The sequence below is a fragment of the Arthrobacter sp. KBS0703 genome (assembly GCF_002008315.2).
Lineage (GTDB): Bacteria > Actinomycetota > Actinomycetes > Actinomycetales > Micrococcaceae > Arthrobacter.
Genome location: NZ_MVDG02000002.1, coordinates 332,456 through 347,231, shown reverse-complemented (window position 1 = coordinate 347,231; position 14,776 = coordinate 332,456). Strand labels below are relative to the sequence as shown.

Here is a 14,776-nt window from a genome sequence, read left to right as displayed (position 1 = left end):
GGCGGCGGGACCGGGAGCCGGGGCGGGACGTGATTCTGCCGCCTTGGCCGGTGCTTTTGGCGCGGATGCGGGTGCTTCGGACTTCGAAGCAGTCGCGTCGGGGAAGGCGTTACGGAGTTTCCGCACAACGGGGGCCTCAATGGTGGAAGAGGCGGAGCGAACAAATTCGCCCAGTTCCTGCAGTTTGGTTACTGCATCTTTGGAAGTGATACCGAGCTCTTTAGCAAGCTCATGTACGCGGACCTTGGCCACATTTCTCCTGTCTCGGTCCGCACCGAGCCAGGCACGAACCGTCTACTTCTTACTGCGGGCCTCCGCCGCGAGTGCAGCTGAAAGGCCCATTGCAGAGCGCAACAAAGTTGTCATCGTTGCGCACTCATCGCTGGGAACTCATCGGGTTTCCATCAGTTTTCTGACCCGCTTTCAGGTTGGACGGTTGTTGCTGCGGCCACCGGAGTGTCCACGGCTTGCGTGCCTGCCGTGATCCGGCGTTCAACATCGGCTGTTCCGGTCGCGCCGTTGAGGGCGCGTCCGAACGCTCGACGTTTGACCGCCAGTGCGAGGCACGCTTCGCTGGGGTGCAGCCATGCACCCCTGCCAGCCATCCGGCGTCGTTCATCCACTACGACGGCGGACGAACCGCCGGCGCCGGAGACAAGCCGGAGTAACTCAGACCGCGATCCTTTTTTCCGGCATCCGATGCAGGTACGTTGCGGCTGATTCCCGAGGTGTTGCACGTGTGCCACTGTCGAGTATCTTCCTGCCTATACATAACTGCTTGCCCGGCGGCCCGCTGCTGCCGTGAGGCAAATTTGCGGGCGCACACAAGCACGCTGATGCCGGCTGCGAGGCGCGGTCATGTTCTATTCTAGCCCCTCAGGGGCCTGTCACCCGAAACTGCCCGCTGCAATCGCGGGCAGTTTCGGTGCCGGTCCGGGCGGCGCCGAGCCGGGGAGGAGTCCTTTTAGCCGCGGGGAGCGGCGGCGTCGGAAACGATGTCGATCCGCCAGCCGGTCAGCTTCGCAGCGAGGCGGGCGTTCTGGCCCTCCTTGCCGATGGCCAGGGAGAGCTGGTAGTCCGGCACCACTACCCGCGCCGAGCGGGTCGCTTCGTCGGTGATGGTGACTGAATTCACACGTGAAGGCGACAGTGCGCTGGCGATAAACGTCGCCGGATCCTCGCTGAAGTCCACGATGTCGATCTTTTCGTCGTTCAACTCGGTCATGACGGCCCGCACGCGGGAACCCATTTCTCCGATGCAGGCACCCTTGGCGTTGATGCCGGGCGTATTGGCCTTCACTGCGATCTTGGTGCGGTGGCCGGCCTCACGCGCCAGGGCAACGATCTCCACGGAGTGGTCGGCGATCTCGGGTACCTCCAGCTCGAAGAGCTTCCGCACGAGGCCCGGGTGCGACCGGGACAGCGTGATGGACGGACCCTTGGTGCCGCGGTGCACGTCAATCACAAACGCGCGCAGACGGTTCCCGTGGACGTACTTCTCCCCCGGCACCTGCTCGGGCGGCGGAAGCAGCGCCTCCACCGTGCCGAGGTTGACCTGGATCATGTGGGGGTTGTTGCCCTGCTGGATCAGGCCGGCAACGAGTTCGCCCTCGCGGCCCTTGAACTCGCCCAGGACGTTGTCATCCTCGACGTCGCGCAGGCGCTGGAGGATGATCTGGCGGGCGGTGCTGGCTGCGATGCGGCCGAAACCGGCGGGGGTGTCCTCGAACTCGCCGATGGGTGCACCGTCGTCGTCGATTTCGGTGGCCCAGATGGTCACGTGGCCGCTCTTGCGGTCCAGCTCGGCGCGGGCCTTCTCGAAGGCTCCCGGCGACTTGTGGTAGGCAACCAGCAGCGCCTGCTCGATCGTGGGGATGAGGAGATCCAGCGGGATTTCGCGCTCACGCTCCAGGAGTCTCAGTGCGCTCATGTCAATATCCATCAGGCCTCCTCAGAAGGTCCATTGTGTTCATTTTCCAGACCGGCCTCGTCGAGGTGGCTGAACTCAATTTCGACTTTTCCGCTGCGGATCTTGTCGAAAGGAAGTTTTACGGGGTCGCCCTGTTTCGGCTTCATGCCTTTTTTCACTGCAATTTCGGGGACGAGGGTCACTCCGGATTCGTCCACGGACTGGATCCGTCCGGTGACGTTCTCGCCCTGGATGACCTTGACGCTCACCATGCGTCCACGGGCGCGGTGCCAGTGCCGCGGCTCGGTCAGGGGGCGGCCCACGCCGGGCGAGGAGACTTCAAGGTCGTACGGACGGCTGTCGGTGCTGGGATCGCCGTCCAGGATGTCGGAGAGCTCCTTGGAGATGTCTGCGATGACATCAAGGCTGACCCCGCCGGTTTCTTCCTGCGGCAGGTCCACCACCACGTTGACCACGCGGTTGGAGCCTGCGATGTTGATGGCAACATCCTCCAGGTAGAGCCGGTTCGCCAAAACCGCGGGCTCAAGCAAGGCCCGGAGGCGTTCAGCCTCGGGATTGTGGACTGCCGCGGGTTCAGCCCTTCCCGCGTCGGTCCGGTCTGATGAAGCCGTGGCTTCTGCATTGCTCACGATGCCGGCCGCCTCCCGATAGATGATGTTGTGACTACTAGCGTAGCCATTTTCCGACGGGCTTGGTGCACCGAGTTCCTTCCGGCCGTGACAACATGGTCTGTTGTGAAAGACGACACCAGGGAAAACAGCAGGCCGCGGAACTTTTTCCGCTATGCCCTGCTTTGCTTCACCGCGTTCCTGGTGTTGAGTCTCGGTTTTGCGCTGATTCCGCGCGAAGCTCCGGCCCCCGCCGTACCGCCTTTTTCCGAGCAGGCGCGCGCCTCGGCGCTGGCTGAAACCATGCGGCTGCGGGCCGCGGGCCACGAACTTGCCGAGGGCGCTTCCGGTGCCCAGCGGCAGCTTTTCTCGCGGACTGTGACGTTGCTGACTACGCAGGCCAGGGCGTTGGTCCTCCCGGCCGAAAATGGACCCGACGGCGACGTCTGCGCTGACGATGGGCGTCATGCTCGTCCTCCCTGATCCGCGCAAGAACCCTCGATCTCCATGCCCTCCTGCACCTCGACGAGGCAGGCACGCTGATTCGCTTCGCCGTCGACCGTTACGAGGCAGTCGAAGCAGACGCCGATGCCGCAGAAAAGTCCGCGGGGACGCGCGTTCTTGCGCGTGCTGCGCCAGGCGGTGATGCCGTTGGAGACCAGGGCAGCGCCGACGTTTTGTCCTGGTACCGCGGCCAGTGGACGGCCGTCGAAGCTCACGTTGACCGCACCCGGCGTGTTGACCGGCCAGGTCTCTCCTGATGAATGGGTGCTCATGCTGTGGCCTCCTCTCGGTGAGTTGTGCTGTTTTCCTTTCGCTCGCCGAAGCGGGCCGGCGCGAAGGGTGAAAGGTCAAGGTCCGGGGCCTGGCCGGAGAGCGCCTGGGCAAGGAGCTTGCCCGTCCCGGCGGAGAGGCCGATTCCGGCGCCCTCATGGCCGGCGGCATGCCACAGCCCGGGGGCGCGATCGTCGTGGCCTATCACCGGAAGGTGGTCCGGGCAGTACGGGCGGAAGCCGTGGTAGTGGCGGATGGCCTTGACGTGCTCAAGGAAGGGGAACAGTGCGACGGCGTTGCCCGCCAGGAGCCTAAGGGCGTTGGTGCTCACGGTGCGGTCGAAACCGACGCGTTCGCGCGTTGAGCCGATGAGAATAGTGCCGCTGGGAGTGCTCTCGACGACCGGCGAGGCCTGGAGTCCGGCGTCGGAACTGCCGACGTTATCGATGTATTCGGCTGCATAGACCTTGTGGTGAACCATGGGCGGTAGTGGTTCCGTGACCATGACGAAGCCGCGGCGGGGGAGGACCGGGACGTTGACCCCGGCCAGCGCGGCGAGTTCGCCGGCCCACGTACCAGTGCAGTTCACCACAGAACCGGCGGAGAAGTCACCGCGAGGTGTCCTCACACCCGTGATGCGGTCTCCGCTCCGGACGAAGCCAGTGACGGGGGTGTCGGCGACGAAACGGGCCCCTGCGTCGGTTGCCAGCCGAACCAGATGTGCGGCGACCAGCATTGGTTGGACCTGGCAGTCTTCGGGGTAGCTCGCCCCGCCCAAGGCGTCAGGGGTGATGTTCGGTTCGGCGTTCCGCAGGGCGTCCGGGTCCAGCTTCTCCACCGCAACGCCGTAACTGGCTTGCGCAGCCATCACACGGTTGAGGGATGCCAGGCTGCTTTCCCGGGAGGCGACGATAATGCCGCCCTTGGACTCGAATTCCCAAAGCCGCTTATGCTCAGCGAGGTCGCCGTGCCAGACGCCAAGGGAGTAGCGGGTTAGTTCGAGTTCGGGACCGAGTTCCTTGTCCGAGACAAGGATGTTTCCTTCGCAGGCGGAAGACGTGCCGCTGGCGGGGAGCCCCTTGTCCAGGACAGTGACGGTGAGACCCTGCTGAGTTGCGAAATAAGCAGTGGCGGCGCCGATAACCCCGGCGCCAATGACGAGCACATCGCTCGCTGGGTTCATGTCTGTTGCTCCTGTGGTTTCTCGTTCTCGCCCGTGGCCCAGAGACCGCGGGCGTGGCCAATGTGGCGGCGCATGAATTCCTGAGCCGCTGGCCCATCACCGGCTTCGATGAGGTCGAGCAATTCGTGGTGTTCCTGGGCGGAATCGGCCAAGCGGTTGCTGTCGCTCAGGATCTTAAGGCCGTACATCCGGGTACGGGAACGAAGGCTGGTAGCCAACTCAACGAGCTGGTTGTTGCCGGCGTACCGCAAAAGCTCGGCGTGGAATATGCGGTCCGAGGCAAGGTAGGCAGTGAGGTCGCCTTCCCGCGCGGCGTCCACGATGTCGTCCGCCATGGAGCGCAGCACCTTGATACCCGACGGCGGGACCGCCCCGGCCACGTCGCCAACAACAGGCGGCTCGAGGAGCAGGCGGATTTCCGTGAGCTCGTCCAGTTCGCGGTCGCTCATGGCGGTGATGCGGAAGCCTTTGTTCTTCAGTGTTTCCACCAGGCCTTCACGGGCCAGATCCATCATGGCCTCGCGGACCGGTGTGGCCGAGACGCCAAATGCCGCGGCAAGTGCGGGGGCGGAATACAGGGTGCCTTCCGTTAACGTGCCGGCGATGATCGCTGCGCGCAGGGACTCGGTGACGGACTCGCGGAGACTGTGCTGGCGGCCGAGCGGCGCGATCGGTAGCTGGTTGTTGGTTGGCACGTTAAGCACTCCTTGTGCGGATTTCATGTTCGGGTGCCTCCTTCATACACCACGGCAGCGGTCGCGAGGTCTTCCCATGCCATGCCCACGCCTGCGTACAGGCAGGGCTTGCCTGGGGAGCGCTCAAACTCTCCTTTGACCAGGTCCAGGAGGTTGGCGGGACGGATCGCTTCCCATTCCTCCGCGCTGCGTGCGGGTATCAGGTCCCCGGCCTCGCGTAGTGCCGAGGCGCGTCCCTCCACCACGACGTCGCTGCGCAGCACAAGGCCGGCGTCGACTTCACGGGCGTCCAAGCCGTGCTGGCCTACAGCGGCCACCACGGCACCAGGGGCAACCAAACCGCCGTCGAACAGGGGCGTACGGGAGGAGGTTGCGCAGATCACCACATCGGCGTCGGGCACCTCGCTTTGATTGCCCGGGCGGACTTCGATGCCCTCGTCGGCCAGCTGCCCGATCAGCGCTGCCACCCGCTCGGGGCGCCGGCCGACGACGGCGAAGCCCGCCTCCGGGAGCACGGCGTGCGCCGCGCGGAGGTGGTTGAGCGCTTGGACGCCAGTGCCGAACACGAGCACGCGGTTTCTTTCGGTGCTTTCGTGCCTTCGGGGAGCGCCCTCGGGGGCCGAAGCCAGGATGTGTTTGACGGCCAGTAGCGTGGTGGCCGGCGTTCGGATGGCCGTGAGTTCGTTGCCGTCCATTGTGGCCAGCGGCGCCAACGTGTCCGAATCGAAGAGGATGTAAACCCCTTGGATCTTTTCGAGCCCCCGTACCGGGTTGGCAGGGGCTACGGTGAGCGCCTTGAGACCGCTGTAGCGCTGGCCTGATGCGGGCATGAGCAGGAACTCGCCGTTCGGTGCGGGGCTGAACAACCGTGGACTGTCGTCCTCGGGGTCAACGCCGTTCAGGAGCGCGTGCTCAAGGGCCGCGATCGCCGTCGTCCAAGGGGCGGCGGCTCGCACCGCCGTCGAATCGAAGTAGGGAAGGTTCACAGCAGGAACCCCGCGGGAAACGGGTCGGTGGGATCCAGGAAATATTGCGCGGTGCCGGTAAGCCAGGCCCGGCCGGTGACGGTGGGGACGACAGCTGGGCGGCCAGCCACCTCCGTTTCCTCAACCAAGCGGCCGGTAAAACGGGAACCGATGTAGGACTCGTTGACGAAGTCGGTGCCCAGGGCCAGTTCGCCGCGCCCGTGCAACTGCGCCATACGGGCGCTCGTGCCAGTACCGCACGGGGAGCGGTCGAACCAACCCGGGTGGATGGCCATCGCGTGCCGGGAGTGCTCGGCCGTCGAGCCGGGCGCCTTGAGATAGACGTGGTGGCAGCCACGGATATCGTCGCGCTCGGGGTGGACGGGCTCATCCGTGGCATTGATCGCCTCCATGATCGCCAATCCGGCCTTGAGCAGGTCGTCCTTGCGCTCGCGCTCGAACGGCAAATCAAGGCTGTCCAGGTCCACGATCGCGTAGAAGTTCCCGCCGAATGCCAGATCGTACGGAACGGCACCGAACCCAGGAACTTCCACCTTGGCATCGAAGCGGTCCACGAAGGAGGGGACGTTGCGGATGGTCACGGACTCGGCATGACCATCCTTGACGGCGACCTGCGCGACCACCAGGCCGGCGGGGGTGTCGAGCCGCACGGTGGTAACCGGTTCAACAACCTCCACCATGCCCGTCTCCACCAGGACGGTTGCGACGCCGATGGCGCCGTGGCCGCACATTGGCAGGAGACCGGACACCTCGATGAAGAGCACCCCGAAGTCCGCGTCCGGCCGCGTCGATGGCTGGAGGATCGCCCCGCTCATCGACGCGTGGCCGCGCGGTTCGGTCATGAGTAAGGTGCGGATCCAGTCGCTGTTCTCCATGAACCACAGGCGGCGCTCGGCCATGGTGGCGCCGGGGATCGTCCCGATGCCGCCGGTGATGACTCGCGTGGGCATGCCTTCGGTATGCGAGTCCACGGCGTGGAAGATGCGGCTGGTTCTCATGCTTTCCTTCTCCTCTTGTTGGGGCTGGTTTGGCGGGATTTCGGCGGCTCCGCTGGGCTTCGCCGGGCAACGGCCCTTCGGCGTCGCTTAGACACAGCCGACAGGCGTCACTTCGGTCGCTGGGCGACCTTCGTGACGCGGTCGGCCGCGATGCGCTCCTTTCCGAAGGTCCGCGGCCCGGCTTGTGCGTCTGTCACCGGCCGCTTAGGTCCGCGGCCCGTCTAGTGGGTCTGTCACCGGACGCTTAGGTCCAGATTCGGATCCGGCCTGCCCGTAACCAACCCTTTTGTTTACTTGTAGCCCTTGGCGAGGGCTGCTTCGGTGTCGCGGACGACGGCGTTCCGCACGTCTGGGGCGAGCGGTCCGCGCGGCGGGCGGCAGGCGCCGCCACGGAGGCCAACGACGTCCATGGACAGCTTGATGGACTGGACGAATTCCGTCTTGCTGTCCCAGCGAAGCAAGGAGTGCAGGTCGCGGTAGATTTCCCGGGCCCGCTCAAGGTCTGCGACGTCGCCGGAGGTGGAGAGCCGGTAGAGCTCGAGGGTGGATTCAGGAATTGCGTTCGGGTAGCCCGCCACCCAGCCGACGGCACCTGCCAGGCCCATTTCGACGACGGTATCGTCCGTTCCGATGAGGAGGTCCACCTCCGGAGCGAGTTCTTTGATCTCGTAGGCCCGGCGGACGTCACCAGTGAACTCCTTGACGCCGACAATGAGGCCTTCACCGTGGAGGCGGGCGATGAGCTGCGGAGTCAGGTCCACTTTGGTGTCGATGGGGTTGTTGTAGGCCACGATCGGCAGCCCGACGGCGGCCGCGCGGCGAAAGTGGTCCACCACCTCGTCGTCGTTGGCGCGGTAGGCGTTCGGGGGAAGCAGCATGAGCGCCTTGGCGCCGGCCTCGGCGGCCTGCTCTGCCCACTTCTGCGTCTGCAGCCCGCCGTAGGCGCCCACGCCGGCCATGACGGTGAAGCCCTCAGGCGCGGCCTCGACCGCAGTCGTGATCACGCGGGCGCGCTCTTCTTCGCTCAGCGTCTGGTACTCGCCCAGCGAGCCGTTGGGGGCTACGCCGTCGCAGCCTGCGTTGGCCAGGAAACGGACATGCTCAGCGTAGGCGTCGTAGTCGATGCTGAGATCGTCCTTGAACGGCAGCGCTGTGGCGACGAGTACGCCGTGCCAGGCCTTGCGGGTTTCAGTCATTGTGGGTCCTTTCGGTGGGGCACACGCGGCGCCGTCATTGTGCTGCCGTGAGCTACCTCACAGCCTAATCTACCATGTGACATTGCACAGGTGGTTGGAATGGGTGCCGGGCCGCAGCCCGGCACCCGGGGTTGCTGACTTGCGTCAGCTGGAAGGAGCAGGGCGGGCTAGCTTGCGGGAACTACGTACTGCTTTTCGGCGACCTTCCCGAGTCCTTCGGACAGCCCGGCGCCGGTCAGGAGCTTGGTGATGGTGCCATCCGCGCGCTGTGCGGTGATGCCGGCGTCGAGTGCCTCCTGCAGGCTCTTGTTGCCCTTGGTCATCGGGAACGCGGCTTCGGGTGCGTGGGCGATTGCCCCGACGCGCGCGTCCGGCTTCTCGTTCGCGAGCGAAACCTTGACGCCGGCGGCGCCCTTGAACTGAAGCACCTGCACGCCGTAAGCGTCGACGTCGGCGTCCAGGCGGCCGGCGTCGAAATCCGCCTTGAGCTCGACGCTGCTGGGGTAGGTGACGAGCCTGTCGCCCAGGATCTTCTTGAGGTCCTCAACCCACAGGTAGCCGTCGATCGTGCCGACCTTGTTCATCTTTTCAAGATCCGAAACGGTGGTGGCGCCCGACTTGGAAACGATGCCCATGCCGTCGAGGTAGGTGGAGGCGGAGAAGTCGACAGCCTTGAGGCGCTTCTCGGTTGCGTCGATGGTGCCCACCGCGAGGTCGATGTTGCCGCCCGAGATCGACTGCACGGCATCTGCGTAGGTGGCTTGCTGGTAGGCGGGTTCGAGGCACTCGTCCTTCGCAATATTGCTGACGATCGCGATGTCTATGCCGTTGGGCTTGCCGCTGTTGTAGCTGCTGAACGGCGGGATGTCGATGACGCCCACCGTGAGCTTGCCCGGTGCGACGGTCTGGATGCCGGGGTGCTTCGGAGTGCATGAGGCGGTGCTTGCGTCCGAGGATCCGCCGCAGGCTGTCAGGGCGAGGCTGAGGGCGATCGCGCTGGCAGTCAGGATGCCGGCGCCTTTGAGTCGGTGGGTATTCATGGTTCCTCCTGTGTTGTTGGGGGTGCTGCAGGATGTGGCGGAGCGGTCAGGTGTGGCGGGCCATGCGCTTCTCGAAGAAGACGGTGATCCACGTGGCCGGCATCGAAATGACGGCGTAGCAGAGGCCTGCGAGAGTGAAGATCTGCAGATAGTTGAAGTCCTGGCTGCCGATGTTGTACGCCGTCTTCATCAGCTCGGGGACGGCGATTCCGTATGCAAGGGACGTGCCTTGGAACATCTGGATCGCGACTCCCATGAGCCCGGGGATCGCCGACCTCATGCCTTGCGGCATGACGACCCGGAAGAAGGTGTCGCGCTGCGACAAGCCAAGGGCATTGGAAGCCTCAAGCTGTCCGCGGGCCACCGATTGGAGCCCTGCCCGCATGATCTCGCTCGAGTACGCCGCTGAGTTCCACGTGAGGGCGAGGCAGGCGGCAGTGATGCTCTCGAACGCGATCCCGAACTTCGGCAAGCCATAGTAGAAGAGGTAGAGGATCACCAGGGCCGGTGCGCCGCGGCCAATTTCGACGACGGCGAGTCCCAGCGTGCGGACGGCCAGGTTCTTCGCGGTGACCATGAGGCTGAGTACCAGGCCCAACGGATAGCCGAAGAAGATCGAGATGCCGGCGATCAGGAGGCTGACACCGAGGCCGGCCATCATCTGCGGGAGGTAGCCCGCCCATTCTGTTAGCCAGGTCATGCGTAGATGGCCTTCCTCATGCGGGAGTCGAGTCGACGGGACAAGTACGCGATCGGCAAGCTGAGCACGATGTAAAGGACGCCCACGATGATGTAGGGCAGGATCCCCTCCACCGTGGGGTGTTGCCGGGCGAAGGCCTGGGACTGGAAGACCATCTCGGTGACGATGATCGTCGACGCGATCGAGGAGTCCTTGAGCAGGCCGGTCAGATAGGTGGCGATCGAGGGGGAGATGATGCGGAAGGCCTGCGGGACCATCACGCCGTAGAACGTGGTCCCGCGGGTCAGTCCGAGGGCATGCGCTGCCTCGCCTTGGCCGCGCGGAACGGACTGTAGCCCGCCGCGGTAGATTTCGGCGAGATAGGCGATGGAGACAACGCCCAGGCCGACTATTGCGGCGCCGACGGGGTTGAACTTGAACGTGCCGATCTGGATGCCGAACTTGAGCAGGAAAAGCCAAACGATGATCGGGACTCCGCGGACCAGGTCCACGAAGAGCCGCGACACCAGCCGCGCAAGAAGGTTCGACGACGACAAGCCCACTGCCAGGGGAACGGCGCCCACGATGCCGATGGCGAACGCTGAGAGCGTCAGCATGATCGTCATAGGCAGTCCCTGAAGTACTGCTGAAAGGGCGTCCATATCAGCGCTCCAGCACGGCCCGGAGGAAGCGGCGGGTGCGGGCTTCCTTGGGGTCGCTCATGATGGCGCGCGGATCGCCCTGCTCGATGATCTTGCAATCGGCCATGACGACGAGCGTGTCCGAGACGTCCCGGGCGAACTGCATTTCATGGGTGACCACGATCATCGTCATACCGTCCGCGGCCAGTTCGCGCATCACGGCCAGGACTTCGAGCCCCACCTCGGGGTCCAGGGCCGATGTCGGCTCGTCGAAGAGCATGATGGCCGGATCGAGGGCAAGGGCTCGGGCGATGGCGATGCGCTGCTGCTGGCCGCCGGAGCACTTCCCCGGATGCTGGTCCGCCTTCTCCTTGAGGCCCACCCTCTCCAGCAGCTGCCTCGACCGTGCGTCGGCCTCTTCCTTGGTGCGTCCCAGGACCTTCTGCTGGGGGAAGCTGATGTTCTTCAAGGCGGACATGTGCGGAAACAGGTTGAAGGACTGGAACACCATGCCCACTGTGCGCCGCAGGGCCGCAAGGTCGCGGCTGGTGACATCCTTGCCGGGCTCGATGGTGTGCTGGTCTACCTGGATGGTGCCGGAATCGGGGCGCTCCAGCAGGTTGATGCATCTTAGGAATGTGCTTTTACCGGCACCTGAGGGTCCGATGAGAGCCGTGACCGTCCCCGGTTCAACGTGCAGGGATACGTCGTCGAGGACGGTGTGTTCGCCGTAGCGCTTCGAAATGTTGTCTAGCTTGATACCCAGACGAGGTGCGAGCTTACCGTCTGCGATTTCTGAAAGGGTCATAGCGATCTTCCATGTGGGGGCCAAGAGCCGTCGATCGATGTGGGCTATGTCACGTGATATGTGAAATGGTACATGGCACACTCAGCCAAGGGAAGACCTAAATTTCGGCAGCCGCAGCCCTGCTGACCCTGTTTGACCACAGAACGACGGCGACACCCCAGCAAGTCCGGAGTGTCGCCGTCGTTTTTTTGGCAAAAAGGGTCAGGACGGCGGAATTGGGCAAATCCTTGGACCGCCTTGACCGGAAGTTGAGGCACCTCCGCAACACTCGAACAAACGGTTCCGAAATTGGTGTGTTGGGGGATGTGCACGCATGAGAAGAATTCAAGCCGGGCGGACGCTGCTGGCAGTGGTGTCGGGCAGCCGCGAGCTCCTGGTCCAAGGCCCGGAACTCAAACGGCGGGCAGTTCACTGCGTGCGGCACTCGTGGAAGGTTCATGCCCTCTCCAAGGCATTGACCGCGGCCCTGGTCGACTCCCGTGAGGCATCCGCCTGGCCCGGCCAGCGTCTCCCGGTCAGCCTCCAGATCTCCGAACAGGTCGAGGTGCTCACGCAGCGGATTCAGGCCGAGACAGAGGCGGCCGCGGCCAGCTATGCCGCCCTCCGAAACCTCTGCCGCCCGCTCCCAGTGTGACTGAGCCTGCTGACCCCTGTTGGACCCCACGACGACGGCGACACCCCGGTAAGTCCGGAGTGTCGCCGTCGATGTGTGGCAGAGAGGAGCGCGTCAGCCGCGCAGTCGCTCCATGCCGGGATCAAAGAGGGGCTCGGCCGTGACGGTCGCCGCGATGCGCTCGCCGAAGTACTCGATCTCCACGGAGTCGCCGATCCCGACGCCGGCCGGCAGCCAGGCGTAGGCGATCGGTTTGCGCACCGAATAGCCGTAGGCGGCGCTCGTGACGTAACCAGCCGCCTGGCCGTTGACGTACACGGGTTCCTTGCCGAGGACCATGGAGGTGCCGTTATCGACAGTCAGGCACCGCAGGGCCCGGCTGGCGGGCTGCTCCTTGCGGACGGCCAGTGCCTCGCAGCCCACGAAGCCTTCCTTGTCCTTGGCGATGGAGAACCCCAGCCCTGACTCGTAGGGGTGGTGCTGGGAGGTCATGTCCGTCCCCCACAGCCGGTAGCCCTTCTCGAGCCGCATGCTGTTGAACGCGCCGCGGCCGGCAGCGATGATGCCGTGTTCCTGCCCGGCCTCAAACAACAGGTCCCAGAGCTTCAGCCCGTACTCCGCTGTGGTGTAGAGCTCCCAGCCGAGCTCGCCCACGTAGGAGAGCCGCATGGCCGTGACGGGGATGCCGCCCACTGAAATCTCCTTGGTGCGGAAGTATTTCAGGCCGTCGTTGCTGAGGTCGTCCCCGCTGACCTTGCCGATCACTTCACGGGCCAGCGGCCCCCACAGCCCGATGCAGCACGTGCTGCCGGTGATGTCCGTGACGTGCACCCACTGGGCGGGGTCCGCGGCCGACTGCTTCCCGGCCTCGACGCGCAGGTAGTCGAAGTCCACGTTGCTGTTCACGCCCAGCTGGAACTGTTCCTCCGCGAGGCGGGCGACGGTCACGTCGCTGCGGATGCCGCCGTCGTGCTCCAGCAGGAGGCAGTACGTCACCGCGCCCGGCTTCTTGGCGATGTTGCCGGTGCTGAGCCGGTGCAGCAGGCCCTGGGCGCCGGGGCCGTTGACGGCAAGCCGCTTCAGCGGCGTCATGTCGTAAAGCCCGACGGCGGTGCGCGTCCTCCACGCCTCGGCCGCCGAGATGGGGGAGGAGAACATCGCGGACCACGCGTCCCGCTCCGGCGCCTGCCATTCCGCGGGCAGCTCTTCGAGCAGGCCGGCGTTGGCCTCGAACCAGTGCGGGCGCTCCCAGCCAGCTGACTCCAGGAAGAACGCGCCGAGTTCCTTCTGCCGGACGTTGAAGGGGCTGACGCGCAGGTCCCGCGGGGATTCCTTCGGCTGGAGCGGGTGCAGGACGTCGTAGATCTCCACGAAGTTCTGCTGGGAAGTTTCGCTGACGTACTGGTCGGTGGTCTGGACCTTCTCGAAGCGCGTCAGCTCGCAGCCGTGCAGGTCGGTGCGGGACCGGCCCTCGATGATCAGTTCGGCCATGGCCCGGGCGACGCCTGCGGAGTGGGTGACCCAGACGGCCTCGGCGACAAAGAAGCCCTCGACGTCGGGGGACTCGCCCATGAGCGGGCCGCCGTCCGGGGTGAACGAGAAGATGCCGTTGAAGCCGTCCTCGATCTGCGCCCCGCGAAGTGCCGGGAGCAGGTCCTTGCTGTCCTCCCAGGAGGGCAGGAAATCGTCCAGGGTGAAGTCCAGCCGGGAGGGCATGTGGTGATCGGTCATCTCGTCGGCGCCGACGCGGGGGAGCTCCGCCATGTCCACCGGCATGGGGCGGTGCGCGTAGCTGCCGATGCCGATGCGGTCGCCGTGCTCGCGGTAGTACAGGTCCTTGTCCTGGTAGCGCAGGATTGGAAGGCGGGCGCCGTTGGGAAGCTCGTTGCGGCCCTTCAGCTCCGCCAGCGCCGTGGTCTTCACATACTGGTGGGCCAGCGGCAACAGAGGCACCTTCATGCCCACCATCTTGCCGAGCTCGCGGCCCCAGAACCCGGCGCAGGACACCACGATGTCGGCCGGGATCACGCCGTCGGCCGTTTCGACTCCGGTGACCTTTCCGCCGGTCTGCTCGATGCCTGTCACGGTGGTGGAGCCGAGGTAGGTCACACCTGCTTCGCGGGTGCGGCTGATCAGCAGCTGGACGGCGCGGGCGGCGGAGGCCAGGCCGTCGGTGGGGACGTAGAGGCCGCCGAGGACTTCGCGGCCGTCTCCGAGGGCGCCGGAGTTGAGCAGCGGGTAGTGCTTTTCACACTCGTCGGGGTCGATGATGCGGCCTTCGATGCCCCAGGACGTGGCGTAGCCCAGCTTGCGCTTGAGGTCCTGCAGCCGCGTCTCGGTGGTGGCCAGCTCGAGCCCGCCCAGCTGGTTGAAGCAGGACACTCCGTCGGCGCTGAGGGAGAGCAGCTTGTCCACCGTGTAGCTGGCGAACTCGGTCATGGTCTTGGACGGGTTGGTTTGGAAGACCAGGCCGGGCGCGTGCGACGTGGACCCGCCGGCGAGCTCGAGCGGGCCCTGCTCGACGACGGTGATGTTGTCCCAGCCGCGGCTGGAAAGTTCGTCCGCGAGGTTGGTGCCGACGATGCCGGCGCCGATGATGACGACGCGTGGTGATGCGCTCATAAA

At 65.2% G+C, this 14,776-nt stretch carries 17 protein-coding genes; 2 read left to right on the top strand and 15 right to left on the bottom strand.

What is annotated here, in order from left to right:
• The 4 genes from B1A87_RS22125 to rimP form a co-directional block, all read right to left on the bottom strand.
• Positions 1-252: translation initiation factor IF-2 N-terminal domain-containing protein (locus B1A87_RS22125; protein ID WP_144275938.1), on the bottom strand; the 252-nt coding region annotated here is incomplete at its 3' end.
• 152 nt (positions 253-404) lie between these two features.
• A complete protein-coding gene (locus tag B1A87_RS22120) occupies positions 405-737 on the bottom strand; it encodes a YlxR family protein (RefSeq protein ID WP_313902515.1) in 333 nt (110 codons plus the stop codon).
• A gap of 227 nt (positions 738-964) precedes the next feature.
• Entirely contained in the window at positions 965-1,942 is a 978-nt protein-coding gene (nusA, locus tag B1A87_RS22115; protein ID WP_078026412.1) for a transcription termination factor NusA, read from the bottom strand.
• Positions 1,942-2,559: a ribosome maturation factor RimP gene (gene rimP / locus B1A87_RS22110; protein WP_078026411.1), complete on the bottom strand. Its 618-nt coding sequence runs from the start codon at positions 2,557-2,559 to the stop codon at positions 1,942-1,944. Before rimP ends, nusA begins: the two co-directional genes overlap by 1 nt.
• A 105-nt stretch (positions 2,560-2,664) precedes the next feature.
• Here rimP and B1A87_RS22105 point away from each other — a divergent pair, with 105 nt between their 5' ends.
• On the top strand, positions 2,665-3,021 hold the full coding sequence (locus B1A87_RS22105) for a hypothetical protein (protein WP_144275937.1): 357 nt from the start codon (positions 2,665-2,667) through the stop codon (positions 3,019-3,021).
• On the opposite strand, the gene B1A87_RS22100 is transcribed toward B1A87_RS22105, so the two are convergent.
• The 10 genes from B1A87_RS22100 to B1A87_RS22055 all read right to left on the bottom strand — a co-directional run bounded on the left by B1A87_RS22100 (position 3,003) and on the right by B1A87_RS22055 (position 11,538).
• On the bottom strand, positions 3,003-3,314 hold the full coding sequence (locus B1A87_RS22100; RefSeq protein WP_185982437.1) for a (2Fe-2S)-binding protein: 312 nt from the start codon (positions 3,312-3,314) through the stop codon (positions 3,003-3,005). The two genes, B1A87_RS22105 and B1A87_RS22100, sit on opposite strands and share 19 nt — an antisense overlap.
• A complete protein-coding gene (locus B1A87_RS22095) occupies positions 3,311-4,495 on the bottom strand; it encodes an FAD-binding oxidoreductase (RefSeq protein ID WP_078027068.1) in 1,185 nt (394 codons plus the stop codon). Before B1A87_RS22095 ends, B1A87_RS22100 begins: the two co-directional genes overlap by 4 nt.
• The gene (locus B1A87_RS22090; protein WP_260681122.1) at positions 4,492-5,190 is read right to left on the bottom strand and encodes a GntR family transcriptional regulator; all 699 of its coding nucleotides are present in this window, start codon (positions 5,188-5,190) and stop codon (positions 4,492-4,494) included. The genes B1A87_RS22095 and B1A87_RS22090 overlap by 4 nt, the downstream gene beginning before the upstream one ends.
• Before the next feature lie 23 nt (positions 5,191-5,213).
• Complete coding sequence (locus B1A87_RS22085; protein ID WP_078027070.1) at positions 5,214-6,176, bottom strand: ornithine cyclodeaminase family protein; 963 nt, start codon at positions 6,174-6,176, stop codon at positions 5,214-5,216.
• Entirely contained in the window at positions 6,173-7,174 is a 1,002-nt protein-coding gene (locus B1A87_RS22080) for a proline racemase family protein (RefSeq protein ID WP_078027071.1), read from the bottom strand. The genes B1A87_RS22085 and B1A87_RS22080 overlap by 4 nt, the downstream gene beginning before the upstream one ends.
• 290 nt (positions 7,175-7,464) lie before the next feature.
• On the bottom strand, positions 7,465-8,370 hold the full coding sequence (locus B1A87_RS22075; RefSeq protein WP_078027072.1) for a dihydrodipicolinate synthase family protein: 906 nt from the start codon (positions 8,368-8,370) through the stop codon (positions 7,465-7,467).
• A 167-nt stretch (positions 8,371-8,537) separates the two neighbouring features.
• Entirely contained in the window at positions 8,538-9,410 is an 873-nt protein-coding gene (locus tag B1A87_RS22070) for an ABC transporter substrate-binding protein (RefSeq protein WP_078027073.1), read from the bottom strand.
• A gap of 46 nt (positions 9,411-9,456) precedes the next feature.
• Positions 9,457-10,110, bottom strand: coding sequence for an amino acid ABC transporter permease (locus B1A87_RS22065; RefSeq protein WP_078027074.1), 654 nt, complete (start codon positions 10,108-10,110; stop codon positions 9,457-9,459).
• Positions 10,107-10,751: an amino acid ABC transporter permease gene (locus B1A87_RS22060; protein WP_078027075.1), complete on the bottom strand. Its 645-nt coding sequence runs from the start codon at positions 10,749-10,751 to the stop codon at positions 10,107-10,109. Before B1A87_RS22060 ends, B1A87_RS22065 begins: the two co-directional genes overlap by 4 nt.
• Before the next feature lies 1 nt (position 10,752).
• Complete coding sequence (locus B1A87_RS22055; protein WP_078027076.1) at positions 10,753-11,538, bottom strand: amino acid ABC transporter ATP-binding protein; 786 nt, start codon at positions 11,536-11,538, stop codon at positions 10,753-10,755.
• A gap of 313 nt (positions 11,539-11,851) precedes the next feature.
• Between B1A87_RS22055 and B1A87_RS22050 the strand changes: the two genes are divergently transcribed.
• Positions 11,852-12,172, top strand: a complete 321-nt coding sequence (locus B1A87_RS22050; protein WP_139362703.1) for a hypothetical protein — start codon at positions 11,852-11,854, stop codon at positions 12,170-12,172.
• Positions 12,173-12,265: 93 nt separating this feature from the next.
• Here B1A87_RS22050 and B1A87_RS22045 read toward each other — a convergent pair whose 3' ends face one another.
• Entirely contained in the window at positions 12,266-14,773 is a 2,508-nt protein-coding gene (locus tag B1A87_RS22045) for an FAD-dependent oxidoreductase (protein ID WP_078027078.1), read from the bottom strand.
• Between the last annotated feature and the right edge of the window lie 3 nt (positions 14,774-14,776).